Origin of the sequence: Pseudomonas sp. UBA5568, from assembly GCF_002425525.1 — a bacterium.
GTDB lineage: Bacteria > Pseudomonadota > Gammaproteobacteria > Pseudomonadales > Pseudomonadaceae > Aquipseudomonas > Aquipseudomonas fulva.
On record NZ_DIMK01000046.1, the window covers coordinates 83,006 to 106,139 of the forward strand.

21 protein-coding genes and 3 pseudogenes are annotated in these 23,134 nt (G+C 62.9%); 16 read left to right on the forward strand and 8 right to left on the reverse strand.

Features of this window, described 5'->3' with window-relative positions:
- Window position 1: 1 nt before the first annotated feature.
- Both B2S33_RS14680 and B2S33_RS14685 read right to left on the reverse strand, forming a co-directional pair.
- Window positions 2-1,471 carry an AMP-binding protein gene (locus tag B2S33_RS14680; protein WP_197874635.1) on the reverse strand — a complete coding sequence of 490 codons (1,470 nt, stop codon included), beginning with the start codon at window positions 1,469-1,471 and terminating at the stop codon, window positions 2-4.
- Entirely contained in the window at window positions 1,461-2,138 is a 678-nt protein-coding gene (locus B2S33_RS14685; RefSeq protein ID WP_111475691.1) for a thermostable hemolysin, read from the reverse strand. The genes B2S33_RS14680 and B2S33_RS14685 overlap by 11 nt, the downstream gene beginning before the upstream one ends.
- A gap of 273 nt (window positions 2,139-2,411) precedes the next feature.
- Here B2S33_RS14685 and B2S33_RS14690 point away from each other — a divergent pair, with 273 nt between their 5' ends.
- The 5 genes and pseudogenes from B2S33_RS14690 (at window position 2,412) to B2S33_RS21665 (ending at window position 6,031) form a co-directional block, all read left to right on the forward strand.
- A complete protein-coding gene (locus B2S33_RS14690) occupies window positions 2,412-2,744 on the forward strand; it encodes a hypothetical protein (RefSeq protein ID WP_050437996.1) in 333 nt (110 codons plus the stop codon).
- A gap of 535 nt (window positions 2,745-3,279) precedes the next feature.
- Window positions 3,280-3,999 (forward strand): annotated as a pseudogene (locus B2S33_RS21650) (PAS domain-containing protein); the annotation flags it as partial.
- Between the two features lie 81 nt (window positions 4,000-4,080).
- A pseudogene (locus B2S33_RS21655) lies at window positions 4,081-4,269 on the forward strand (methyl-accepting chemotaxis protein); the annotation flags it as partial.
- A 121-nt stretch (window positions 4,270-4,390) separates the two neighbouring features.
- A pseudogene (locus tag B2S33_RS21660) lies at window positions 4,391-5,173 on the forward strand (MCP four helix bundle domain-containing protein); the annotation flags it as partial.
- Window positions 5,168-6,031 (forward strand): methyl-accepting chemotaxis protein, encoded by an 864-nt coding sequence (locus tag B2S33_RS21665; RefSeq protein ID WP_404940327.1) that lies wholly within the window; start codon window positions 5,168-5,170, stop codon window positions 6,029-6,031. The pseudogene B2S33_RS21660 and the gene B2S33_RS21665, both read left to right, overlap by 6 nt.
- 83 nt (window positions 6,032-6,114) lie before the next feature.
- Here B2S33_RS21665 and B2S33_RS14705 read toward each other — a convergent pair whose 3' ends face one another.
- Together B2S33_RS14705 and B2S33_RS14710 are read right to left on the reverse strand one after the other, a co-directional pair.
- Window positions 6,115-6,444 (reverse strand): hypothetical protein, encoded by a 330-nt coding sequence (locus B2S33_RS14705; protein ID WP_023534182.1) that lies wholly within the window; start codon window positions 6,442-6,444, stop codon window positions 6,115-6,117.
- On the reverse strand, window positions 6,437-6,859 hold the full coding sequence (locus B2S33_RS14710) for a GFA family protein (RefSeq protein ID WP_197874668.1): 423 nt from the start codon (window positions 6,857-6,859) through the stop codon (window positions 6,437-6,439). The genes B2S33_RS14705 and B2S33_RS14710 overlap by 8 nt, the downstream gene beginning before the upstream one ends.
- 403 nt (window positions 6,860-7,262) lie before the next feature.
- On the opposite strand from B2S33_RS14710, the gene B2S33_RS14715 reads away from it, so the two are divergent.
- Genes B2S33_RS14715 through B2S33_RS14730 form a run of 4 tightly spaced genes read left to right on the forward strand, consistent with a single transcriptional unit; the run spans window position 7,263 to window position 12,368 of the window.
- Window positions 7,263-7,745 (forward strand): formate dehydrogenase subunit gamma, encoded by a 483-nt coding sequence (locus B2S33_RS14715; protein WP_288650573.1) that lies wholly within the window; start codon window positions 7,263-7,265, stop codon window positions 7,743-7,745.
- A complete protein-coding gene (locus B2S33_RS14720; protein WP_197874633.1) occupies window positions 7,739-9,298 on the forward strand; it encodes a formate dehydrogenase beta subunit in 1,560 nt (519 codons plus the stop codon). Before B2S33_RS14715 ends, B2S33_RS14720 begins: the two co-directional genes overlap by 7 nt.
- Window positions 9,295-12,165 (forward strand): formate dehydrogenase subunit alpha, encoded by a 2,871-nt coding sequence (fdhF, locus tag B2S33_RS14725; RefSeq protein WP_197874632.1) that lies wholly within the window; start codon window positions 9,295-9,297, stop codon window positions 12,163-12,165. Before B2S33_RS14720 ends, fdhF begins: the two co-directional genes overlap by 4 nt.
- A complete protein-coding gene (locus B2S33_RS14730; RefSeq protein WP_049696289.1) occupies window positions 12,162-12,368 on the forward strand; it encodes a formate dehydrogenase subunit delta in 207 nt (68 codons plus the stop codon). Before fdhF ends, B2S33_RS14730 begins: the two co-directional genes overlap by 4 nt.
- A gap of 149 nt (window positions 12,369-12,517) precedes the next feature.
- Here B2S33_RS14730 and B2S33_RS14735 read toward each other — a convergent pair whose 3' ends face one another.
- Complete coding sequence (locus B2S33_RS14735; protein ID WP_197874631.1) at window positions 12,518-13,381, reverse strand: universal stress protein; 864 nt, start codon at window positions 13,379-13,381, stop codon at window positions 12,518-12,520.
- Between the two features lie 156 nt (window positions 13,382-13,537).
- Here B2S33_RS14735 and B2S33_RS14740 point away from each other — a divergent pair, with 156 nt between their 5' ends.
- Entirely contained in the window at window positions 13,538-14,155 is a 618-nt protein-coding gene (locus B2S33_RS14740; RefSeq protein WP_027914999.1) for a tRNA-(ms[2]io[6]A)-hydroxylase, read from the forward strand.
- Window positions 14,156-14,179: 24 nt separating this feature from the next.
- Here B2S33_RS14740 and B2S33_RS14745 read toward each other — a convergent pair whose 3' ends face one another.
- Window positions 14,180-14,500 (reverse strand): DUF883 family protein, encoded by a 321-nt coding sequence (locus B2S33_RS14745; protein WP_027914998.1) that lies wholly within the window; start codon window positions 14,498-14,500, stop codon window positions 14,180-14,182.
- Window positions 14,501-14,622: 122 nt separating this feature from the next.
- On the opposite strand from B2S33_RS14745, the gene B2S33_RS14750 reads away from it, so the two are divergent.
- Window positions 14,623-14,886 carry a hypothetical protein gene (locus tag B2S33_RS14750; RefSeq protein ID WP_027914997.1) on the forward strand — a complete coding sequence of 88 codons (264 nt, stop codon included), beginning with the start codon at window positions 14,623-14,625 and terminating at the stop codon, window positions 14,884-14,886.
- Between the two features lie 17 nt (window positions 14,887-14,903).
- On the opposite strand, the gene B2S33_RS14755 is transcribed toward B2S33_RS14750, so the two are convergent.
- Complete coding sequence (locus B2S33_RS14755) at window positions 14,904-15,386, reverse strand: LEA type 2 family protein (RefSeq protein ID WP_028687306.1); 483 nt, start codon at window positions 15,384-15,386, stop codon at window positions 14,904-14,906.
- 131 nt (window positions 15,387-15,517) lie between these two features.
- On the opposite strand from B2S33_RS14755, the gene B2S33_RS14760 reads away from it, so the two are divergent.
- From B2S33_RS14760 to zapE, 5 genes are all read left to right on the forward strand, one after another.
- Window positions 15,518-16,642 carry a sigma-70 family RNA polymerase sigma factor gene (locus tag B2S33_RS14760; protein WP_110607243.1) on the forward strand — a complete coding sequence of 375 codons (1,125 nt, stop codon included), beginning with the start codon at window positions 15,518-15,520 and terminating at the stop codon, window positions 16,640-16,642.
- 142 nt (window positions 16,643-16,784) lie between these two features.
- The gene (locus B2S33_RS14765) at window positions 16,785-19,211 is read left to right on the forward strand and encodes a TonB-dependent receptor (protein ID WP_197874630.1); all 2,427 of its coding nucleotides are present in this window, start codon (window positions 16,785-16,787) and stop codon (window positions 19,209-19,211) included.
- 161 nt (window positions 19,212-19,372) lie between these two features.
- Window positions 19,373-19,690 carry a hypothetical protein gene (locus tag B2S33_RS14770; protein WP_027914993.1) on the forward strand — a complete coding sequence of 106 codons (318 nt, stop codon included), beginning with the start codon at window positions 19,373-19,375 and terminating at the stop codon, window positions 19,688-19,690.
- A 34-nt stretch (window positions 19,691-19,724) separates the two neighbouring features.
- A complete protein-coding gene (locus tag B2S33_RS14775; protein WP_027914992.1) occupies window positions 19,725-20,876 on the forward strand; it encodes a PQQ-dependent sugar dehydrogenase in 1,152 nt (383 codons plus the stop codon).
- A gap of 43 nt (window positions 20,877-20,919) precedes the next feature.
- Window positions 20,920-22,023, forward strand: a complete 1,104-nt coding sequence (gene zapE, locus B2S33_RS14780; RefSeq protein ID WP_288650574.1) for a cell division protein ZapE — start codon at window positions 20,920-20,922, stop codon at window positions 22,021-22,023.
- 15 nt (window positions 22,024-22,038) lie between these two features.
- On the opposite strand, the gene B2S33_RS14785 is transcribed toward zapE, so the two are convergent.
- Complete coding sequence (locus B2S33_RS14785) at window positions 22,039-23,037, reverse strand: alpha/beta fold hydrolase (protein WP_288650575.1); 999 nt, start codon at window positions 23,035-23,037, stop codon at window positions 22,039-22,041.
- Between the last annotated feature and the right edge of the window lie 97 nt (window positions 23,038-23,134).

Genomic DNA, 23,134 nt, shown 5'->3' on the forward strand with positions numbered 1-23,134 from the left:
CTCACTCCTGGGGTATGCGGATCAGAGATTGATAGCGTTCAAGAATCGCCTCGCGCCGAGGGCGGCCGTTGGCTGTCAGGGTTTGATCGGTGACGCTGAGCGGCGCCGTGAGGCGTCGCCAGTGGTGGGCACGTGCGTAATCGGGCAGCCGTGCATTGCACTGGCCCACTACCTGGTCGATCTGGTCGTCACTCAGGCTCGGGTCCATCGGCCAGATCAACGCCACGTTGCCTGGCAGGCTCTCGCCGTGCACGAATGCCTGGGCAATGACGCCGCTCTGGGTCAGTTCGGCCTCTACCCATTCAGGGCTGACGTTTCGGCCGAAACTGGTGATGAACTGGTGCTTCTTGCGTCCGTCGAGGTACAGGTAGCCGTCGTCATCCAAATGGCCCAGGTCCCCGGTTGCCCACCATCGACCGTCGAAAGGCGCGGCATCGAGGTAGCCCAGTAGCGTGCAACCGGCCACCAGCACCTCGCCATCCTTCGCGATGCGCACCTGCACGTGGGGCAGCGGCTTGCCCACACTGCCACGGCGGACGCTGCCCGGACGGTTGAGCGCGACCACCGACGCGCATTCAGACAGCCCATAGCCTTCGTACACCGCAAGCCCGACAGCCTCGGCACGGGCCAGCAAGCTGGGCGATACCCGAGCGCCACCTACGGCGACGAACCTCAGCTGCTCAGCGGGCATCGCCCCTTGTTCAACAGCGGCAACCAGCCCCATCAGCAGTTGCGGCACAAGGATCAGGCTCTGGGCCTGACGCTGCACAATCACACCCACTAGCCGCTTGAAGTCCACCTGGGTGGCGCCGCTGATGCCCAGGTGCTGCTGGCTGAGCAGGTGCACGCAGGCCCCGGCGATCAGCGCGGCGTATACGCCCAGGTTTTCCAGCAGAACGCCCAGTGGCAGAACGGCCAGGTGATGCATGGGTGCGCTGGCGCGGCTAGCCGCCTCAAGTTCATGGGCCACGCCCAGCAACGCCTCGGCGCTCAGGCAGACACCTTTCGGTGATCCCGTGCTGCCGGAGGTGTAGGTGATTTTTGCCGTTTCGGGCGCAATGGCCGCCGCAGCGAACGATTTACAGAGCCAGAACCCCGGCCGAGCGTGTGGGGCGTAGCCCAGCTCGACAAGGCGCGAGTCCCATCCGCTTTCGCTCAGCACCAGGGTGACGCCACTTTGCCTGAGACAATGGGACATTTGAGCGCGGGTGAAAAACGGAGGGATGACCACGCAGGGACGTTCGGCGAACAGCGCTGCAAGGTCCCACAGCAGCAGTTGCGGGCCATTGTCCAAGGCCAGGGCGAATGCGCCCTGAGGTTGGCTCCCAAGCCAGGCGGCGCGTACCTCGACCGCCTCGAACAAGGCGCGATAGGTCAGGTGCTGGTCGGCACCTTGCACGGCGATGGCGTCAGGCTGACGTTGGGCGTGTTCCTTCAGCAAGGTCTTGAAGCGGTTCAGTTCATGCCGCATGACCGGATTCCTCTGTCAGGACCGGAAAGCCAAGGCGCTGAAAGACGCCTGAGCGGGTCAAGGCATCGAAGCCGTAACGGATATTTCCGGCAAACACCTGAGGGCAATGGCTGTAGTAGGTGCCCCATATTTCAGCCTGGTCCTCAAGGCGAGCAGGATCGGCTGGCGCCAGGACGACGGGCGTCAGCCCCAGTCGCTGGAAGCTGTTGATCAGCGTCGCCGCGCCGGTGAATGCGACCCAGTGCAGGCCGCGTGAGGCCAGCAGCCACGTGACCGCAGCGATCATCAAGCGCGCGCTGCCGGCGCTGAGCGAGGCCAGGTTGCCCACCTCGACCATACAACTGCGCGGCAGGGTTGCCCCGACCACACGGGACACGGCGTCTTCCAGAGGCATGTCGAGGTAGCGCTCCAGAAATAGGGCGCCGTCATTGGCAGGGCGAATGCCCGCGGCGGCTGTCAACCGGCCTTGGCTGTCGTGAAACGCCAGTAATTGCGGCAGGAAATGCTGAATGTCGGCCTGATGGCTTAGCGCAAAGCACTGATGTATGAACCGCTCGAGGGCCATTCGCCCCGGGTCGTCTGCCAGGTGTAGCGACAATGTTGCCTGACGATCGGCCTGGCTGCCGATGGCCAGTGGAAGCAGGTGGCTCCAGTCACGGTGGGTCATGAAACGTCTCCCAGCAGGTTCGATGGGAGACAGTGTCGAGTGCTTATCTGAAGGGAATCTGAAGTCAGGCTGTTTCGGGTTCGATTTCGACGAATGCCATTGCGATGTTTCTCCGGGGCCTACATGGCATCGCCAGCCGTTGCCGACGAGCGCCCCCTTGATGGCCACCGTCCGATTTACCGCAGACCTGGCCTGTGACCTGCTCCGCACCCTTGCCGTCAACCTGTGCATGGAACGGCACCGCTTGTGCCGACGTGGAAAGCAGGAGCATTCATGGCCAAAAAAAAACCGTTATCCCCAGGCCCGTCCTGGAACGAAAATTTCGTGGTGTTGGGCGAGATTCTTTTCTGGGGTTTTTGGGCGCCAGTCCTGTTCTTGATCGCTGCACCCTGGTTGAGCCTGGCCATCGTCAGCTACTGGCCCAAGCCTGTGCTTGCCGGATTTTTCAGCGCCATGGCATCCACCGGTTGGCTGGTCGCCTCGGTAGTGATTCTGGCAGTGATTGCCTACCAGGCGGGCATGGGTTACTACCGTCAGCACCGTAGCCGCAAGCGCACTGCCGCTGAGCTGGCTGCCAAAAGGGCCCAGGGCGACAAGCGTCTTTGATCGATCCGGCCGGCTGATTGGCCTGTGTGGGTGGCCGGCGCTAGCGGCCCGCGCGGGGCTTGCTTGGCACCCTCACATAACTGATATCGTAATGATGTCATTGCCGCGCAACCTTTGTCGTTGTGCTGCTGTCGTAGTACGCACTACCGGTCAGGCAGCAGTGATCGCGACCTGCGATTGCTGTGCGTGACCCAGTATTGAAGCCAGGGATTGGTCTTTTTCGTCTTCCTCCGAGTACCGACCCATGCTTCATCTTTTTCGTAACCGCGGCGAGCGTCAGGCGCTCACGCAGCTGGCTGTCTCCCTCCCGCAAACCCACACTGACGGTGGCCGCACTGCCCCCAGATGGACAGACGTGCAACGTGAATGGACCTCGCGTGAGTTGCATGCCACTGCGCGTGAAGGCCGTATTGCCGAGCTCGAGCGCGAGCTGGAAAACGCCCGGCTGATGCTGGCCGAGGCCGACGCCAATGCGCGCGCCTCGGAAACCCGTTTTGACCTGGTCAACCGTGCCTCCAGCGAAGGCCTGTGGGACATGGAAGTGGTGGCAGGTGATCCGGTCAACCCGCGCAACCGCTTCTGGTGGTCGCAGCAATTTCGCGAAATGCTGGGGTTTCGCGACGAGCGCGATTTTCCCAATGTCCTGGCCAGCTGGGCTGATCGCCTGCACCCGGAAGACAAGGCCGCCACGTTGGACGCCTTTGCCCGCCACCTGAACGACAAATCAGGCATGACCCCCTACCGGGTGCGCAACCGCCTGGCCATGAAAGACGGCAGCTACCGCTGGTTCTTCGCCCAGGGCGAAACCCTGCGCGATGCACGTGGCGTGCCTTTGCGCGTTGCTGGCGCCTTGCGCGACATCCACGATGAGTTGCAACGTGAACAAGAGCACGACGTGATCATCACCCGTTTCGAACTGGCGCGGGAAATGCTCTCCGACGGGCTCTGGGACATGGAAGTGATCGCCGGTGACCCGGTCAACCCCAAGAACCCCTTCTGGTGGTCGCCCCAGTTTCGGCGTTTGCTGGGTTTCGAAACCGTCGAGGAATTTCCGGATGTGTTGGACAGCTGGGCCTCACGCCTGCACCCGGAGGACAAGGCCTACAGCCTGGAAGCCTTCCAGGCGCACCTGAACGACCGTACAGGCAAGACGCCGTTCGATATCGAGTACCGACTCAAGATGAAAAGCGGGGAGTACCGCTGGTTCCGCGCCCGTGGCCAGACCAAGCGCGACCCTTATGGCGCGCCATTACGTGTGGTCGGGGCATTGGTGGACGTGGACCTGGAGCATCAGCAGTCGGCCATGCGCGAGACGGAGGCTGCGCACCAGCGCACCCTGGAATCCAACATCACCAAGCTCACCCAGATCGTCGGCACCATTCAGAGCATTGCCAGCCAGACCAACCTGCTGGCACTCAACGCGGCCATTGAAGCAGCACGTGCCGGGGAAGCGGGCAGGGGGTTTGCAGTGGTGGCTGATGAAGTACGCAAGCTGGCCACGCGCACGACGGAGGCCACTGAACAGGCGGCTGACATGATGCGCGGCTGACAGCTGGCAGGCCAGGTGCCCAAGCTACGGCTACAGGTCCGTTGCACCCGCTCTTTTGACACTGTTGTTTTCTTTCACTTCGTTCAGGTTTCAACTCATGAATTGGTTCTACGATGCCAGGTTGTCGGTCAAGCTGTACCTCGCTTTCGCGCTGTGCGCACTGATCACCTTGAGTGTTGGAGTTGTCGGTAGCCAAGGAATCGGCTCGCTCTCGTCCAGCTTGCAACAGGTGTTTTCCAATAACCTCGTGTCCGTGGCACAAGTTGCAGAGGCACGCTCCAGTGCCATTGCCCAGAGCCGCGACCTTTACCGACTCGTGGCGGCCACCGCCATCAATGCGCCGCAAGCTGAACGCGCTGCCATTCTTGCGTCGATGAAAGAAAACCGGCAGAGCAGCGAGCAGGCATTTGCAGTCTACCGAGCCACGCCCCTGGCCGATGATGAACGCCTTGCCGGCGATCGCATGGAAAAGGACTGGCCAGCCTACCAGGCCATCATGGATCGGACGGTAGCCACCATCGCACGAGGTGATCTGGCTGAAGCCAGGCAATTGATGGCCGGCGAATTGCATCAGGCGTTTCGTACCGTGCTCGACGAATTGACCACAATGGTCGAGTCCAATAACCGGCAGATCGATGAAGGCGCGCGAGCGGCAAAACACAACGAGGCGGCGGCCAAGCTCAACCTGTACCTGGGCATCGGTGCGGCGTTCGTGGCGGCCATTTTGCTTGGCATGTTCATCAGCCGTGTCATCAGCAAACCGATCGCGCTGGCGGTGAACACGGCCGAGCGCATTGCAGGCGGCGACCTGAGTAAACCCGTGGCCACAGGTCACGCCGACGAAACCGGGCAACTGCTAAATGCCCTGGGGGGCATGCAGCAAGGCCTCAAGCGCACCCTGGAGCAAATCGCCAATGCAGCGGATCAGCTCGCCTCTGCGGCCGAAGAACTCAACGCCGTCACAGATGAGAGCACCCGCGGGCTCACGCGCCAGAATGATGAAATTCAGCTCGCCGCCACGGCGGTCACGCAAATGAGTGCGGCAGTCGAGGAAGTGGCTCGCAACGCCACCTCCACTTCCGAAGCCTCCCGGCAGACGTCCGAGGAAGCGGCCAGTGGCCGCGACCAGGCCCGGGAAGCCGTGCAGGCCATCACCAGCGTGAACAGCGAAATCGGGCAGTCCACGGTCATCGTGGGGGAATTGGCCGGTAGCGTGCGCGAAATCGCCAAGGTGGTCGATGTGATCCGGGGCATTGCCGAACAGACCAATCTACTGGCGCTTAATGCGGCCATCGAGGCGGCACGCGCTGGCGAGCAGGGCCGAGGTTTTGCGGTGGTGGCAGACGAAGTACGGGCACTGGCGGCGCGTACCCAGGCCTCGACGGGTGAGATCGAAGCCATGATCACAGGCGTTCAGTCGCGTGCCGACGATGCGGTCAAGGCCATGGGCAACAGCCGAAACCTGGCCGACAGCACCCAGGCCTTGGCCCAGGCGACCGGCGAATCGCTGGAGCGGATCGCCCGGAACATCGCCCAGATCAACGATCGCAACCTGCTGATCGCCACGGCGTCCGAAGAGCAGGCCCATGTGGCCCGCGAGGTGGACCGCAACCTGATCAACATCCAGGACTTGTCGACCCAGACCTCGGCCGGTGCGCATCAAACCAGCGCATCCAGCCAGGAATTGTCGCGCCTGGCCATCTCGTTCAACGACATGGTCAGCACCTTCAAGCTCTGAGCAGGGCGTAGACGATCTGTAGCGTGGCATGCCCCGCCCACCGCCGTAATGCACTTATCGGCGGTGGGCGGGGCGCAGGCTTTTTAGTCGACGCGCACGAAGACGTTCTTGGCCATGTCGCTACCGCCGACGGCCTCCAGGCGCTTGCCGCCGTCGAGCACGCGTACGTTGATCAACGCCATGCCATCCTTGTTGCGGGCGGTGACCATGTCATCCTTGCGCTCCCATTCATCCACCTTCAGCTTGTTGCCGTTGGTGATGATGTAGTCCTTGGAAAACTCCCACGTCTGTTTCGGGCTCTGGATACCCATCACGGTCGTGGTTTGCTCATAGGTGCCTTCCAGGGCGTCATTGCCGCAACCGGCGATGACGAAGAACGGCAGGGCGGCGAGGGCGAGTTTGAGTTTACGCATTGGGCTTCCTTTTCAGTGGGTCGATCTCAGACCGGGTCGATGGCAGGTGCCATGGCGCCGCGGCGTCGAGATGCAGGTGGGTATCACGTGTCGGTATGAAGGGGGTATCGAGGGTGCCAAGGGCGATCGAGATCCAATCGGCGTATTGGCCTGCACTGCGTGACCAGAACAGGCTCGAGCCGCAGGATGAACAGAATTGGCGCAGGATTGTGGGCGACGAGGCGTAAGCCGCAAGCCGGTCGGCGCCGCGCAGCATGCGCAGCGCCTCACGCGGCACACTACCGTATGAGGCATATGCAGCACCGTGGCCTCTGCGGCACTGGCTGCAATGACAGTGGCTGATGGCCCTGGGCGGGCCAAGCAGCTCATAACCTATTGCCGCGCAAAGGCAGCTTCCTTGGTATGTGCTGGACAAACGCGATTCCATGCGTACGAAAAGGCGCCAGCTTAAACGCAGCGCCAAAGGTAGTCGAGCCGGTTCTGGCCACGCGTGTCGGTGGCAGGTACCCGGGAAGCGGTTCTTGCACCCGCTGGACCGTCAGGGTGCACAGCCCTGTGCTGCGCCGTCCGACGATCGCACCGTAAGTGAAAGAACCGGACGTCGGTTTCAGAATGTGCCTGGTCGTTCGCGCGCAACCTTCTGGCGCTGCAAGTGCCATGCTTGCAGGATGCCGTCGGACCCGCGCGCAGACGCACGGTCGATGGCAAGGAGGCCGTCAGCACCACGCCACCGTGACGTGGCTGATGCGCCGCAGCAGAACCCGCCGGACCCCGCCAATACAACAACAGGGGCGGGCCGTGATGCCGAGGTCCGCTGTATGCCTGATCAAATGCTCCACCTGCCCGCTGTCCAACGTATCGTGGCCGATCACCAGCAAACGCCTGGTGCGCTGCTACCGATCCTGCACGCCATTCAGCATGCCGTCGGCTACATTCCCGATGCCGCCATCGGTGAGATCGCCCATGCACTCAACCTGAGCCGGGCCGAGGTCCAGGGCGTCATCAGCTTCTACCATGATTTCCGTACCGCTGCGCCTGCCCGGCACACCCTGCGCCTGTGCCGGGCCGAGTCGTGCCAGAGCCGTGGCGCCGAGGCCCTGGCCGCACAGCTGCGCGAGCAGTTGGCGCTCGATGACCATGGCACCAGCGCCGACGGTGCCATCAGCCTGCGCCCGGTCTATTGCCTGGGCGCCTGTGCCTGTTCGCCGGCCCTTGAGCTGGACGGTCAGGTGCACGCCCGGCTCACGCCCGAGCGGCTACGCGAGTTGGTCAAGGGTTGCCAGGAGGGCTCCACATGCTGAAGGTCCATGTACCCGGTGATTCGGTGGCCCGTGCCGTCGGCGCAGACCAAGTGGTCGAGGCGTTGCAGCGCGAGGCCGAGCGGCGCAATGTGCAGTTGGACATTCGGCGCACCAGTTCTCGTGGGCTTTATTGGCTCGAACCGCTGCTTGAGTGCGACAGTGAGCAGGGGCGCCAGGGTTTCGGGCCGGTGACGCCACAGGACGTGCCCGGCCTGCTGGATGCCATGATCGGTGCAGAGGCAGACCACCGGCTGGCGCTGGGGCCTGTCGAAGACATGCCTTATCTCAAGACCCAGCAGCGCCTGCTGTTCGCGCGCGCCGGCATCACCCGACCCTTGTCCTTGGATGATTACCGCGCCCATGGCGGCTTTGCCGGGCTGGAAGCGGCCGTTGCCCTGGACGGCGCCGAGGTGGTGGCTGCCGTGCTCGATTCCGGCCTGCGTGGTCGTGGCGGGGCTGCGTTTCCTGCCGGCATCAAGTGGCGCACCGTGCGCGACGCCAAGCCTGTCCAAAAGTATGTGGTGTGCAACGCCGACGAAGGCGACTCCGGCACGTTTGCCGACCGCATGCTGATGGAAGGCGACCCGTACCTGTTGATCGAGGGCATGATCATCGCGGGCCTGGCGGTGGGTGCCGACAAGGGCTACATCTACGTGCGCTCGGAATACCCCGACGCCATCCGCACACTTGATCAGGCATTCGTCATCGCACGCCAGGCGGGCTACCTGGGCACCAATGTGGCCGGTAGCGGCAAGGCGTTCGACCTGGAAGTGCGCGTGGGCGCAGGTGCCTACATCTGCGGTGAAGAAACCGCGCTACTCGAATCCATCGAAGGCAAGCGCGGCATAGTCCGCGCCAAGCCGCCGCTCCCGGCGCTCGAAGGCCTGTTCGGCCTGCCGACCTTGGTGCACAACGTGCTGACCCTGGCCTCGGTGCCTATCATCCTGGCCAAGGGAGCGCCGTTCTACCGCGATTTCGGCATGGGCCGCTCGCTGGGCACCATGCCGTTCCAGTTGGCGGGCAATGTTCGCCATGGCGGCCTGGTGGAACGTGCCTTCGGCTTGACGCTGCGTGAACTGGTGGAGGACTACGGCGGTGGCACGGCCAGTGGCCGGCCGCTGAAGGCCGCACAGGTGGGTGGGCCGTTGGGCGCCTGGGTACCTCCCAGCCATTTCGACACACCGCTGGACTACGAGGCCTTCGCGGCCGTGGGCGCCATGCTCGGCCACGGCGGCGTGGTGGTTGCCGACGACACCTTGAACATGGCCAGCATGGCCCGCTTCGCCTTGCAGTTCTGTGCCGAGGAGTCCTGCGGCAAGTGCACCCCGTGCCGTATCGGCTCGACCCGTGGCATGGAAGTGGTGGACCGGCTGATCGCCAGTGATGACATCACCGAGCGCCATGATCATGCACTGCTGCTTCGCGATTTGTGCGACACCATGCAATACGGCTCGCTGTGCGCCATGGGCGGCATGACCGCTTACCCAGTCGCCAGCGCCCTCAAGTATTTCCCTGCCGATTTCGGGCTGACCCAAGCGGAGGCCGCGCAATGATCCATATCTTCGATCCGCAAACTGACCTGGGCACCCCCGCCCGCGACAGCGAGGTGCAGGTCAGCCTGAACATCGACGGCCGCGCGATCAGCGTTCCGGCTGGCACGTCGGTGATGCGTGCGGCAGCCATGCTCGGCACGACCATCCCGAAGCTGTGCGCCACCGACAGCCTCGAAGCCTTCGGCTCCTGCCGCATGTGCATGGTGGAAATCGAGGGCATGCGCGGTTACCCGGCCTCCTGCACCACGCCGGTCACCGAAGGCATGGTCGTGCGCACCGAAACGCCGCGCCTGGCGGGCCTGCGCCGTAACGTGATGGAACTCTACATCTCCGACCACCCCCTCGATTGCCTGACCTGTTCGGCCAACGGTAACTGCGAACTGCAGACCGTGGCGGGGCAGGTGGGGCTGCGCGAGGTGCGCTACGGCTATGACGGTGCGAACCATCTGACCGAAAGGAAGGACATTTCCAACCCGTACTTCGACTACGAACCCAGCAAGTGCATCGTCTGCAGCCGATGCGTGCGTGCCTGCGAAGATATTCAGGGCACCTTTGCCTTGACCATCACCGGGCGCGGCTTCGAATCCCGGGTAGCGGCGGCCGGGGGCGACAATTTCCTGACCTCCGAGTGCGTGTCTTGCGGCGCCTGCGTGCAGGCCTGTCCGACCGCGACGCTGACGGAGAAAAGCCTGGTGCAACTGGGCCAGCCGGAGCGTGCGGTGATCACCACCTGCGCCTATTGCGGCGTTGGCTGCTCGTTCCGTGCCGAAATGAAGGGCGACCAACTGGTGCGCATGGTCCCGGACAAGAACGGCGGGGCCAACCACGGCCATGCCTGTGTCAAAGGCCGCTTTGCCTGGGGCTACGCCACGCACCCGGACCGCATCACCAAGCCCATGATTCGCAAGCGCCTGGAAGATCCGTGGCAGGAAGTGAGCTGGGACGAGGCGGTGGCCTACGCCGCCAGCGAGTTGCGCCGCATCCAGCTCAAGTACGGCCGGGACGCCATCGGCGGTATCACCTCCAGTCGCTGCACCAACGAGGAGGCCTATCTGGTTCAGAAACTGGTGCGCACCGCCTTCGGCAACAACAACGTCGACACCTGCGCGCGAGTCTGCCATTCCCCCACCGGCTACGGCCTGAAACAGACACTGGGCGAGTCGGCTGGTACCCAGAGCTTCGATTCGGTGATGAAGGCCGATGTGGTGCTGGTCATTGGCGCCAACCCGACCGATGCGCACCCGGTGTTCGGCTCACAGCTCAAGCGCCGCCTGCGTGAAGGCGCGCGCCTGATCGTGATCGACCCTCGCCGCATCGACCTGGTGGACTCGCCCCATGCCCGGGCCGAGCTGCACCTGCAACTTCGTCCCGGCACCAACGTGGCCATGCTCAACGCCCTGGCCCACGTGATCGTGACTGAGGGACTACTGGCCCAGCGCTTTATCGACGAGCGCTGCGAAACCGCAGAATTCGCCCGCTGGCGCGACTTCGTCAGCCTGCCGGAAAATGCCCCTGAAGTGCTGGGCGAGGTGTGTGGCGTTGCAGCGCAACAGATTCGCGCCGCGGCCCGGCTGTATGCCACCGGCGGCAACGCGGCCATCTACTATGGCTTGGGCGTGACCGAGCACAGCCAGGGCAGCACTGCGGTGATGGGCATTGCCAACCTGGCCATGGCCACCGGCAACATCGGGCGTGAAGGGGTAGGGGTCAACCCGCTGCGCGGCCAGAACAACGTCCAGGGTTCCTGTGACATGGGCTCGTTCCCTCACGAGCTGCCGGGTTACCGGCACATTTCCAACGAAGGTGTACGGGCCGAGTTCGAGCAGGCATGGGGTGTGACGCTGCACCCTGATCCGGGGCTGCGCATCCCCAACATGTTCGAAGCAGCCCTCGATGGCAGCTTCAAGGCCTTGTACTGCCAAGGCGAGGATATCGCCCAGAGCGATCCGAATACCCAGCACGTCACCGCCGCCCTGCTGGCCATGGAGTGCGTGGTGGTGCAGGACATTTTCCTCAACGAAACCGCCAAGTTTGCCCATGTGTTCCTGCCGGGCAGTTCGTTCCTGGAAAAGGACGGCACGTTCACCAACGCCGAGCGCCGGATCTCCCGGGTTCGCAAGGTCATGGAGCCACTGGCGGGCAAGGCCGACTGGGAGGCGACCGTGGCATTGGCCAATGCGCTGGGCTACCCGATGAACTACCGGCACCCCTCCGAGATCATGGATGAGATCGCGCGCCTGACGCCGACCTTCCGCCGGGTGAGCTATGCCGAAATCGAGCGCCACGGCAGCCTGCAGTGGCCGTGCAACGATGCAGCGCCCGATGGTACTCCTACCATGCACATCGACCAGTTCGTCAGGGGCAAGGGGCGGTTCATGCTGACCGGGTACGTACCGACCGACGAGAAGGTCAACAGCCGCTATCCGCTGCTGCTGACCACCGGGCGCATCCTCAGCCAGTACAACGTCGGCGCCCAGACCCGGCGCACAGGCAACGTCGCCTGGCACGATGCCGATCGCCTCGAGATCCATCCGACCGATGCCGAAAGCCGTGGCATCCAGGACGGTGACTGGGTCGGTATCGGCAGCCGTGCCGGGCAGACCGTGCTGCGCGCCAAGGTCAGCAGCCGCGTGGCGCCAGGTGTCGTCTACACCACCTTCCACTTCCCGGAGTCGGGTGCGAACGTGATCACCACGGACAACTCGGACTGGGCGACCAACTGCCCGGAATACAAGGTCACGGCAGTGGAGGTGGTCAAGGTGTTCCAGCCATCCCAGTGGCAGAAGCGCTACCAGGACTTCAGCGACGAGCAGCGTCGGCTGTTGCAGGAGCGCCGAACCGCCGAGAAAGCCGAGGTGCGCCAATGAGCCAGGACAGTTTGGTGAAGATGGCCAACCAGATTGCCCATTACTTCGACAGCGAGCCGAATCGGGACCTGGCTGTGCAGGGCGTTCGCCAGCATCTACACAACTTCTGGACGCCGGCCATGCGCCGGCAGTTGGGAGAATGGATCGAGGCCAATAATGCGGGGGAGGGGTTGGATCCCAAGGTGAAGGAGGCGCTGGGCTGAAAGGTGTTGGCTGCCGTTGCAGTTAGCATATACAGCTCTCTGACGCCGCCTCCGGCAGCTAGCGAGGTCCCCGTGTAGATACCCTCTTGACCCTCACCTCGCAAGCGCGATTTGAGGGTCGAGACGGCACAACAGGGACTGCATACGGTTCACCCCCGCGCCGAACCCACCAGATGCGCTATCGCCTCTTCACTCTTCAATACCAGTACATCCCCCTCCAACGCATCGAGTACCACCTCGGAAGTATTGCCGATCAATGCGCCGGTAAGCCCTGTGCGGCACACGGTACCGATCACCGTCACCACCGCATCCAGCTGTTTTTCGGTATGGGGAATCAGCACATCGGCCGGGCCTTCGGCCACGTGCAAGCACTCGTCGGTGATACCGTACTGTGCCTGGAAAGCAGCGCACGCCTGGCGATAACGCTGTTCGATGGTGTCGCTCAGCTGATAGACAGGGTCGGCCGCCGACAGCATGGGCGAAGGGTGGGCACTGATCACATGCAGCGCCCCCTTGGCCAGCCTGGCAATCTCGTAGCCATGGTCGACGATGCTGGCATGCAGGCGCTGGTGATCCTCGTCCTGGTTGCCCACATCCACCGCTGCCAGAACATTGCCGCCCGTCCATGGTCGCTCGCTCTTGACCATCAGCACCGCGCATGGGCAAGCGCGCAGCAGCTTCCAGTCGGCAGGGGTGAGCAAAGCCCTCTTCAGTGGATTGTCGGGACGATGCTCCTTGATCACCAACTCGCAGCCTTCGCGCTGCTGCACGTGGATGATGGTGTCATGCAGGTTGTCTTGCCACGCCGCTTCGTGGGTGACGTGGTCAAAACCGTCTTCCTGCAACTGGTTGCCCAGCAGGCTCAACAGCGCACTGTGATCGTGCCGCTTGTCACACATCAACAAGTGCAGGCGTGCGCCCGTGACGCTGGCGATCAGCTTGGCGCGCGTCAGCGCCCGGCTGTGGGCGTGCTCGGGGTCGAGGACGACGAGAATGCTGCGAACGGCTTGCATGGGCGTGTACTCCCTGGAAAGTGGGCAGGCGGTGCCAGACTATAGGCCGCGCGCGTTGCGCTGACGCTTGATGCACATCAAGCATAGCCACTGACGCCGCTGGCTGCCGCCGCTATAATCGCCGCCCCTGCCTGTCTCCGTATGGTCGTATCGCTTATGTCCCTGATCCCTGAAATCGACGCCTTCCTGGGCTGCCCCACACCCGATGCCTGGATCGAGGCGGCGCTGGCCGATCAGGAAACGCTGCTGATCGATCACAAGAATTGCGAGTTCAAGGCGGCCAGCACGGCATTGAGCCTGATCGCCAAGTACAACACCCATCTTGACCTGATCAACATGATGTCGCGCCTGGCGCGCGAAGAGCTGGTTCATCACGAGCAGGTCTTGCGGCTGATGAAGCGTCGAGGCGTACCGCTGCGCCCTGTGTCGGCCGGTCGCTACGCCTCGGGCCTGCGTCGTCTGGTGCGCGCCCACGAGCCGGTCAAGTTGGTGGATACGCTGGTGGTCGGGGCATTCATCGAGGCACGCAGCTGCGAACGTTTTGCGGCCCTGGCGCCGCACCTGGATGAAGAGCTGGGCCGTTTCTATCACGGCCTGCTCAAAAGTGAAGCGCGCCACTATCAGGGCTACCTCAAGTTGGCGCATCACTATGGCGATGAGGCGGACATCGCGCGTCGGGTTGAACTGGTACGCGCCGCAGAAGCGGAACTCATCGCCTCAGCGGATCAAGAGCTGCGTTTTCACAGCGGCATACCGCTGGCACAGGCCGCCTGAGCTCAGCAGGCGGCAGGGTGGGTGTCAGTCGCGTCGACCCAGCAGCAGGCCCACCACCAGGCCGACGCCCGCTGAAAGAGCCACGGTCTGCCAAGGGTGGCCGCCAATGTAATCCTGGGTGGCCGCGACCATGGGCTTTGCCTTGTCACGCAGGTTACCGGCGGCTTCGCGGGCCTGACGTAGCTTGAGGCTGATCTGGGTGCGCAGGGTTTCGGCTTCTTCGCCCACCAGCGCGGCGCTGTCGTTGAGCAACCGCTCGGATTCCTCGATCAGCGCCTGTAGCTCGCTGAATACCTGGTCCTTGATCTGGTCGCTGTCGGGTACTGCGGCATTTTTACGGGCCATGCCATGCTCCTCCTGGACGGGTCGTTAGAACAATGGATACTCGTGCGCCAGAAAAGTTGCCTCGCAGTGGGCGCTGGCGCCTTGGTGTAAGATACCGGTCATTTCCATCAGGCAGGTGATCCATGAGTTTCAATCTGGCCAACATGAGCTACGAGGAACGGGCACAGATCGAGGCCGAGAAAGCCCGGCTGTTCGAGATGTGGCAAGCAAACCTGGGTAAGGCCAAGGGCGAGGCGGCCCGGCTGATCGCTGAAAAACCTCGGCGCAAGGGCAAATGGGCCGAATGGGTGCGCAATGAGCTGGACACCATGACGCCCCCTGAATACGCCAGCATGGTGCGCAGCGAAGTCAACAAGCTGATGGCCGCTGCCAGCGCCGCTCGCTAAGCCCTGCACGTGTCGCCCTACCACTCGCTGCCCTTGGGCAGGTCCAGCGTGCCTTTGTCACTGAACCGCACCGTGCCGAAGGGGCCGCTGGCCAGTTTGCCGCGCAGCGTATAGGGCAGACCTTGCAGCGTGTTCAACTGGCCTAGCCCATACGCCTGGCGCAGAAACGCAAACGCGGTGATGCTCACCGGCACTTGGACCACAGCCTCGCCATACCGGCCAATCTGTCCGCCCTGGTCGCTGACGCCCGCTGCCAAGGGCTGGCCGTTGACCTCCAGGTTCACTGCAATACCGTTGTACTCGATCGGTGTTTCATTGGGGTTTTGTACCCGCAGCTTTACCGCCATGCGCACTTCCAAGTCCTGTCCAGGCAAGGGTTCCAGGCCGATTACGCTGATCGAAACCGGATCCCGGGGTTGCAACAGCGCGCACGCGCTCAAGGTCGCCGACATCAGCAGGACAGTGAGCAGACGGGTGAGGCGCAAAGGGCGTAGGGTCATGGGGCAGGCCTTGGGAAGAATCGTCCGGCAGTGTGGCAAATGCTCGGCAGCGTTGAAAGTGTCGGTGAAGATGAAAGATACTGTTTCTCATTAACGCCCGACAATTTCTCTTACTGTGTAGTTGCCTAACCATGCTGACGTCTCACGTGCCGGGCCTGCTGGCAAGTTTCCAGGAACACTATGACGACTTGTTGCAGTTTCTGACACGGCGCATGCGTGACCGCCAGCGCGCTGCGGACGTTGCCCACGAAACTTACCTGAGGCTTGCGCAGATCGATGCGCACGGCGTGCCGGTGCTGCACCCGCGCCGCTTCATTTTTCGCGTGGCGGGAAACATTGCGATCGATGCCCTGCGTCGTGATCAGCGCCTCGCCGCGTGCCACGACGACAGCGAGGGCATGGCACACGTGGCCTGTGGCGCGCCGGCACCGGAGGCGGCGCTGCTGGCGAGCGAGCGCCTGATGATTCTTGACCAGGCCCTGCTGCAACTGCCCCCCAAAGCGCGTCAGGCGCTCTTGCTCAACCGCGTGGAAGGGTTGACGCAAAGGCAGGTCGCGCAAAGGCTCGGCGTGTCCGAAAGCATGGTGGCCAAATACATCGGCCAGGCGCTGCGGCACTGCCGGGGATGGCTGCAGAAGGCAGGCGTTGCCGCGTGCATGGCGTTGATGCTGGGCAGTTGGATGGCGTGGCAGCAGGCACCTGTGTGGTTGTCCGACTATCACACCAGTACCGGCGAGCGGCGCATGCTCACCTTGCCCGATGGCACCCGTGTCACCCTCAACAGCGCCAGTGCCATAAAGCTGGAATTCGACGCGCACGAACGTCGGGTGGTGGTCGTGGCTGGCGAAGCGCTGTTCGAGACGTCCGCCGATGCCCGTCCTTTCGTGGTCGAAACGACAGGGCTGCCGGTAGACGGCACCGGCGCGAGGTTCAGCGTGCGGCGCGACGGGCATGTGGTGCTTGGCCAGGGGGCTGCTCGGCAGGGCGCCCAGCCCTTGAGCGTGGCGCCCGATGCCGAGGCGCAGCTGGCCTGGCAACGGGGCAAGTTGATCTTCAATGGCAAGCCTCTGGGGCAGGTGCTCGCTGAGCTTGAGCGTTACCGCCTTGGGCGCATCGTGTTGTCCGACCAACAGCTGGCGGGTCTTGAGGTCAGTGGCGTGTTCGACCTGGACGAACCGCAAGCCATGCTGCGCACCCTGGAGCAGCGATATGGCCTGAAAGTCACCTACTTGCCGTGGCTCGCAGTGGTGTATTGATCCTCGCAGCGGCCGTTTCGAGACTCATCCGAAAAAGTTTCCATCGGTACTGCAAGTTCTTGTGAGCTGGATCGTCGTAGTGGGGCTAAGCCGCAAACCATTCCCACTCACGACTTGCCTGGAAGCTTTTCTCGTGCCTCTCATGCCCAAGCCCTCGAATAGCCGCTGCCGTTTTCTGCCACCTGTATTGATGTCGTGCGGCGCGTTGGCCGTGTTGGCCGGCACGCTGCCTGCTCATGTCGCTGCGGCGACACAGCAAGGGCAGGTGCAGACCGCGCAGGTTCAGCTGAGCGTCCCGGCGCAGCCGCTGGACCAGGCGTTGACGCGCTTCGCCGATCAGGCCGGCCTGCATTTGCTGTACACCACGGCTGATGTGGCGGGTCTGCAGAGCCCGACCTTGCAGGGCGCCTACAGTGTCGAACACGCCTTGCAGCGGTTGCTCGAAGGCAGCGGCTTGAGCTGGCAGTTCACCGATGCGCGCACGGTGACGCTGCGCAAGCGCGATTCCACCCTGGAAGCCATCAACCTCAAGCCGATCGAAGTGAGCGTGGCCTCGCGTACCAGCACCGCCATCAGCGAGATCCCAGGCACCGTATGGGTGGTCGATCAGCAGCAGCTTCGCGAGCAGATCGACAGTGGCGTAAGCCTCAAGGAAGCCATCGGCAAACTGGTGCCTGGCCTTGACCTGGCGCCGGAGGGGCGCACCAATTACGGGCAGAACATGCGTGGGCGCAGCGTGCTGGTGATGATCGATGGCGTCAGCCAGAACAGCTCGCGAGGCCTGTCGCGCCAGTTCGACAGTATCTCGCCGTTCAACGTCCAGCGGGTCGAAGTACTGTCCGGCGCCAGCGCCATCTACGGAGGCGGTGCGACCGGGGGCATCATCAATATCGTGACCAAAAAGGGCGAGGCGGGCCCTGCGCATTTCGAAACCCAGCTCGGCGCCAGCAGCGGCTTCAACAACAGCGATGATCTGGCGACCCGCTTTGCCCAGTCGGTCAGCGGTGGCAACGAGCGCTTCACCGCCCGTCTTGGTGTGTCCGGCGAGCAGAACGAGGCGTTCTACGATGGGGCAGGCGATCAGATCTTCATCGACAATACCCAGACCGACCTGCAATACAACCGCACGCTGGACCTGCTTGGTAGCCTGGGCATGCAGTTCGATGAGCAACAGAGCCTTGACCTGCTGGCCCAGTACTACGATTCCGGCAACCATGGCAGCACCGGCATCTGGTTTCCCAACCTCAATTACAACGGCCCCTCCGACCTGGAAGAGGCCCAATTGCGCAGTGGGTACTCGTCCGACCTGAACCCACGCACCCGGCGCCTGCTGCTCAACGCCAATTACCACCACAATGATGTGCTGGGCCAGGATTTCTACCTGCAGGCTTCCTACCGCAAGGAAAACAACAACTTCTACCCGTTCCCTTACTACAACCGAGGGACACCCACCGGCTCGCGCGGGGTGTATTTTGCAGCCTCGCAGCAGAACTTCGAGGTCACCAGCCTCAAAGGGTTGTTCGCCAAGCAGTGGGACACGCTGAAGTTCACCTATGGCGTGGACATTGACCGGGAACGTTTCAACGCTGACCAAACCGTGTTCGATGCACGTGTGTCCTCCGAAAGTGGCGGGCTGGACCTGGAAAAGGCCAGCAAGGCTGCGCGCTACCCCAGTTATGTCGTCGATGGGGTCTCGCTGTATGGCCAGCTCGAATGGCGCGCCACCGACAACCTGACGTTTTCCGGCGGCGCCCGGCGCCAGCAGATGGATGTGGAGGTGGGTGACTTCAAGGGCGTTCCGGGCGGCAGTAACGACTACCAGGTCAATCTCTACAACCTGGGGGCGATCTACGACTTCAAGAACGGCCATCAGCTGTGGACCAACTACGGTGAAGGCTTTGACTTGCCCGATCCGGCCAAGTACTACGGCAAGCCCGGCCTCAGTGTCGGGGACAACCCGCTGGCTGGGATCAAGAGCCGCCAGATGGAAGTGGGCTGGCGCTATGCCGACGTGCAGTGGGACGCTCAAGCTGCGCTGTACTACATCTGGTCGGACAAGATCATCAATGTGGATTCGCAAACCCTCACCATTGACGTCGAAGACCAGAAGAGTCGCGACTTTGGCTTCGAGGGGGCACTCACGCGCCACTTCGACCAAGGTTGGGAAGCCGGCGGCACGCTGCACCTCACCCGTTCCGAGGAAGAGGCAGACGGCGGCGGGTGGCGCAAGCGCGATGCGCGTTATGCCTCCTTGTCCAAAGCCACCGCTTTCATTGGCTGGAAGGATGACGGGCGCAGTGCGCGGCTGCAGGCCAATCGCGCTTTCAGCTTGAAGGACGACGCCCAGCACAAGATCGATGGCTACACCACGCTCGATCTGCTGGGCAGCCAGGAGACCGATTACGGCACCTTCAGCGCAGGTGTCCAGAACCTGCTGGACAAGCAGTACAGCACCGTATGGGGCCAGCGTGCGACGCTGTTCTACGCGCCCACCTATGGGCCTGCCTACCTCTACGATTATCAAGGTCGAGGCAGGACCTACACACTGACCTGGAGCCTGGCCTACTGAGGTCGTTGCGCACGGCCTAACCCACACCGGCGCCCCGATCAGTGGGCGCTGGCTGAAACATCGTGAATCACCTCTAGCGTCGCCAAGCCTTTTGACTCGAACCCTTTGCGCCGTAGGCTATCAAAGCCACCAGGCCAGGCGTTTTCGTACGGAGGTGAAGCATGAAACTGACAATACCGTTGTTGGTAGTAGGTATGGCCGTCTGGCTACCTACCCATGCGACCGCGCAGCCGTGGCTGCACGTTGCCGCCAATGGCAACAACCCCTACAACAGCCCCGTACAGCGTGCCAATCCCAACAGCCGCCAGGGCAGCGTCCCGGCGACGCCGCCTGTGCGCGGTCCGTCTACCCAGCCCATACCGCGCACCCCGACGGTAGAGAACCGCGGCATCGGCAACGGTGAAAACCTGCGCCGTCAGCAGCAAACGCCCAATCTGGAGCCTGTGCGGCCCCCGCGGGATAACCCGCGCGCGCCCTGACTCCAGTACCCTGTATATGTCAAAGGAACTTCGCATGTCTCGAGCAACCTGGCTGGTTACCCTGGCCGCTGCCGCGTTATCGCCTCTGTTGGCCAATGCCGCTGCCCAGCAGACGTTCAAAAGTGAAGAGGGCACCCTTACCGTCGATACCGTGGCCAATGGTCTGCGTACGCCGTGGGCGCTGGCGTTCCTGCCTGGCGGCCAGGACATGCTGGTCACCGAACGCCCAGGCAACCTGCGCGTCATCAACGCCGAAGGCAAGGTGGGCCCGGCCATCAATGGCGTGCCTAAAGTCTGGGCCGAGGGCCAAGGCGGCTTGCTGGATGTGGCCTTGTCGCCCGAGTTCGCCAAGGACCGCACGGTCTACCTGTCCTATGCCGAGGAGGGCAGCGACGGCAAGGCGGGGACCGCTGTGGGCCGCGGCCAGCTGTCGACCGATCGTGCCCGGCTGGAAAACTTCACCGTCATCTTCCGTCAGCAACCCAAACTGTCGGTGGGTAACCATTTCGGGTCGCGCCTGGTGTTCGACCGCAACGGGTACCTGTTCATCGCCCTGGGCGAGAACAATCAGCGCTCGACGGCTCAGGATCTGGACAAGCTGCAAGGCAAGGTGGTGCGCATCCTGCCAGACGGCGAAGTACCCAAGGACAATCCGTTCTATGGCCAGAAAAACGTGCGGCCGGAAATCTGGTCGTTTGGCCACCGTAACCAGCAGGGTGCTGCGTTGAATCCTTGGACTGGCGCTTTGTGGACTAACGAACACGGTCCCCGCGGTGGTGACGAAATCAATATCCCGAAGCCGGGCAAGAACTACGGTTGGCCCATCGCAACCCACGGCATCAACTATTCGATGCTGCCCATTCCGGAGGCCAAGGGTAAACATGTCGATGGCATGGTCGATCCGAACCACGTGTGGGAAAAGTCGCCCGGGGTTAGTGGCATGGCATTTTATGACAGCCCCGTGTTCACGGCGTGGGATCACAACCTGTTCATCGGCGCGTTGGCCACGCAGGAGCTGATCCGCCTGCAGCTCGAGGGCGACAAGGTGGTACACGAAGAGCGCCTGCTGGGCGATTTGAAAGCGCGCATTCGTGATGTTCGGGTAGGACCAGACGGTTACCTGTACGTGTTGACCGATGACAAGGATGGCGAGCTGCTGAAGGTGGGGCTGGCGCAGCCAGACTGAAGCAGCACTGTCGTCGGCAAGGAGGCGACAGGTACAATGCGCCATGACCACCAATCCCTTGCAGCGCTACCAGCAAGCCCTGGAAACCCAGGGCTTTGTCGTGGACCCCGCACAGCGCCTTGCCATCGAGGCGCTCCAGGCCTGCTACGAGGCTGTCGAACGTGGACGATCCACGCACGGCCTTTACCTTTGGGGGCCAGTAGGGCGTGGCAAGACCTGGTTGATGGATCAGTTTCATCGTTGCCTGACCGTGCCGAGTCGCCGCCAGCATTTTCACCATTTCATGGCCTGGGTGCACCGTCGGTTATTTGAGCTCAACGGCACGCCGGACCCCTTGATGGCGCTGGCAGAGGGGCTGGCAAGCGAGATTCGCGTGCTGTGCTTCGACGAGCTGTTTGTCAGCGACATTGCCGACGCGATCATCCTAGGCCGTTTGTTCCAGGTCCTGTTCGACTTGGGCGTGGTCGTGGTTGCCACGTCCAATCAACCGCCCGGCCAACTGTATTGCAACGGTTTCAACCGCGAACGTTTCTTGCCCGCCATCGCTGCCATCGAGCGGCACATGCGTGTGCTGCCGGTAGCGGGCGAGCAAGACCACCGGCAACACCCAGGTCTGCCGTGCCAGCGCTACTGGGTGACCGACGACCGGGGCAGTCACCTGGCTGCGGTCTTCGAGCGGCTGAGCCCAGACGATCCAGGCACCGAGCGGCCCCTCATGTTGGGGAGTCGCCAGGTACAGGTAGTGCGCCGAAGTGCGAAGGCCATCTGGTGCCGTTTCGACGCGTTGTGCGAACAACCGATGGCTACCCAGGAATTCATGGTGCTGTGTGACCGTTTCGCGGCGATCCTGGTGTCGGACATACCGGCTCTAAGTGGTCAGCAACAGACCGGACGCATTGCCCGCGGCACGGAGGACGGTGCTTCGCGTGTACTAGCGGGCGACCGCGACTTGCCGGCACTCTCGCACAAGGACGATGCCGTGCGCCGCTTCATCGCCCTGGTCGACGAATGCTACGACCGCCGGGTGGCGCTGTACCTGGAAGCAGGAGTGCCGCTCGAGGCGCTGTACACGCAGGGGTATCTCGCCTTTCCCTACCAGCGCACCCTCAGCCGGCTGCGTGAAATGCAGCTGCAGCGCTTTGCCTGATGCGGCCGCGCCCGATCAGCGGTTCAGCCATTGGATCAGCGTGCGGTTGAAACGCTTGGGTTCCTCGATCTGCGGCGCGTGGCCCATGCCCTCGAAGGTGATCAGTTCGCCCTTGGGAATGAGCTTGGCCACCTGCGGGCCGAGCAAGGCGTAATTGCCCAGCTTGGCCCTGAGCTGCGGTGGCGCGATGTCGCTGCCAATTGCCGTAGTGTCCTTGTCACCGATCAACAAGAGGGTCGGCATCTGCAGGTCCTTGAACTCGTGATAAACCGGCTGAGTGAAGATCATGTCGTAGATCAAGGCCGAGTTCCACGCGACCCGTTCGTGCCCTGGGCCCTGGTTCAGGCCCACCAGCATCTGCACCCAGCGCTCATATTCAGGTTTCCAGCGGCCGGCATAGTAGGTTTTGCGCTCGTACTCGCGCACCCCGGCTGCGTCGAGCCTGAGTTCGCGGTCGTACCACTGGTCAACGGTGCGGTAGGGCACCCCCAGGGTTTTCCAGTCTTCAAGGCCGATCGGATTGACCATGGCCAGGCGCGTGACCTGCTGCGGGTACATCAAGGCGTAGCGGGTGGCGAGCATGCCCCCGGTCGAATGCCCCAGCACGATGCTCTGCTTCACGCCCAGGTGTTCGAGCAGTGCATGGGTGTTGCTGGCCAGTTGCTGGAAGCTGTACTGGTAGTGGGCAGGTTTGCTGGAGGTGCAGAAGCCGATCTGGTCAGGGGCAATGACGCGATAGCCTGCCTTGGTCAGGGCATCGATACTGGTTTCCCAGGTGGCTGCGCAAAAATTCTTGCCGTGCATGAGCACGACCGTGTGGCCATTGGCATTACCCGAAGCCGGGACGTCCATGTAACCCATCTGCAGCGATTGGCGCTGTGATTCGAAGTCGAAATGCTTGAGCGTATGCGGGTAGTCGAACCCTTCGAGCTGGGCGCCATAGGTAGGCGATTCGGCGGCAATGGCCGGGCTGCTGGCCAGGCACACCATGGCCAGGGCGGATGCTCGCAGCATGAGGCACTCCATGTCAGATCAAGTAGGAAGACTCGACTGTAGCAGCCGGGCAGTTGCCATAGAGGCGCAAGGTGTTACCAAGCGTGAAACCAGCCCC

Excerpts from the sequence above, each read along its gene's own strand:
- B2S33_RS14680 (WP_197874635.1), bottom strand. The coding sequence starts at position 1,471 with ATGCGGCATGAACTGAACCGCTTCAAGACCTTGCTGAAGGAACACGCC.
- B2S33_RS14685 (WP_111475691.1), bottom strand. The coding sequence starts at position 2,138 with ATGACCCACCGTGACTGGAGCCACCTGCTTCCACTGGCCATCGGCAGC.
- B2S33_RS14690 (WP_050437996.1), top strand. The coding sequence starts at position 2,412 with ATGGCCAAAAAAAAACCGTTATCCCCAGGCCCGTCCTGGAACGAAAAT.
- B2S33_RS21665 (WP_404940327.1), top strand. The coding sequence starts at position 5,168 with ATGCAGCAAGGCCTCAAGCGCACCCTGGAGCAAATCGCCAATGCAGCG.
- B2S33_RS14705 (WP_023534182.1), bottom strand. The coding sequence starts at position 6,444 with ATGCGTAAACTCAAACTCGCCCTCGCCGCCCTGCCGTTCTTCGTCATC.
- B2S33_RS14715 (WP_288650573.1), top strand. The coding sequence starts at position 7,263 with ATGCCTGATCAAATGCTCCACCTGCCCGCTGTCCAACGTATCGTGGCC.
- B2S33_RS14720 (WP_197874633.1), top strand. The coding sequence starts at position 7,739 with ATGCTGAAGGTCCATGTACCCGGTGATTCGGTGGCCCGTGCCGTCGGC.
- fdhF (WP_197874632.1), top strand. The coding sequence starts at position 9,295 with ATGATCCATATCTTCGATCCGCAAACTGACCTGGGCACCCCCGCCCGC.
- B2S33_RS14730 (WP_049696289.1), top strand. The coding sequence starts at position 12,162 with ATGAGCCAGGACAGTTTGGTGAAGATGGCCAACCAGATTGCCCATTAC.
- B2S33_RS14735 (WP_197874631.1), bottom strand. The coding sequence starts at position 13,381 with ATGCAAGCCGTTCGCAGCATTCTCGTCGTCCTCGACCCCGAGCACGCC.
- B2S33_RS14740 (WP_027914999.1), top strand. The coding sequence starts at position 13,538 with ATGTCCCTGATCCCTGAAATCGACGCCTTCCTGGGCTGCCCCACACCC.
- B2S33_RS14745 (WP_027914998.1), bottom strand. The coding sequence starts at position 14,500 with ATGGCCCGTAAAAATGCCGCAGTACCCGACAGCGACCAGATCAAGGAC.
- B2S33_RS14750 (WP_027914997.1), top strand. The coding sequence starts at position 14,623 with ATGAGTTTCAATCTGGCCAACATGAGCTACGAGGAACGGGCACAGATC.
- B2S33_RS14755 (WP_028687306.1), bottom strand. The coding sequence starts at position 15,386 with ATGACCCTACGCCCTTTGCGCCTCACCCGTCTGCTCACTGTCCTGCTG.
- B2S33_RS14760 (WP_110607243.1), top strand. The coding sequence starts at position 15,518 with ATGCTGACGTCTCACGTGCCGGGCCTGCTGGCAAGTTTCCAGGAACAC.
- B2S33_RS14765 (WP_197874630.1), top strand. The coding sequence starts at position 16,785 with ATGCCCAAGCCCTCGAATAGCCGCTGCCGTTTTCTGCCACCTGTATTG.
- B2S33_RS14770 (WP_027914993.1), top strand. The coding sequence starts at position 19,373 with ATGAAACTGACAATACCGTTGTTGGTAGTAGGTATGGCCGTCTGGCTA.
- B2S33_RS14775 (WP_027914992.1), top strand. The coding sequence starts at position 19,725 with ATGTCTCGAGCAACCTGGCTGGTTACCCTGGCCGCTGCCGCGTTATCG.
- zapE (WP_288650574.1), top strand. The coding sequence starts at position 20,920 with ATGACCACCAATCCCTTGCAGCGCTACCAGCAAGCCCTGGAAACCCAG.
- B2S33_RS14785 (WP_288650575.1), bottom strand. The coding sequence starts at position 23,037 with ATGCTGCGAGCATCCGCCCTGGCCATGGTGTGCCTGGCCAGCAGCCCG.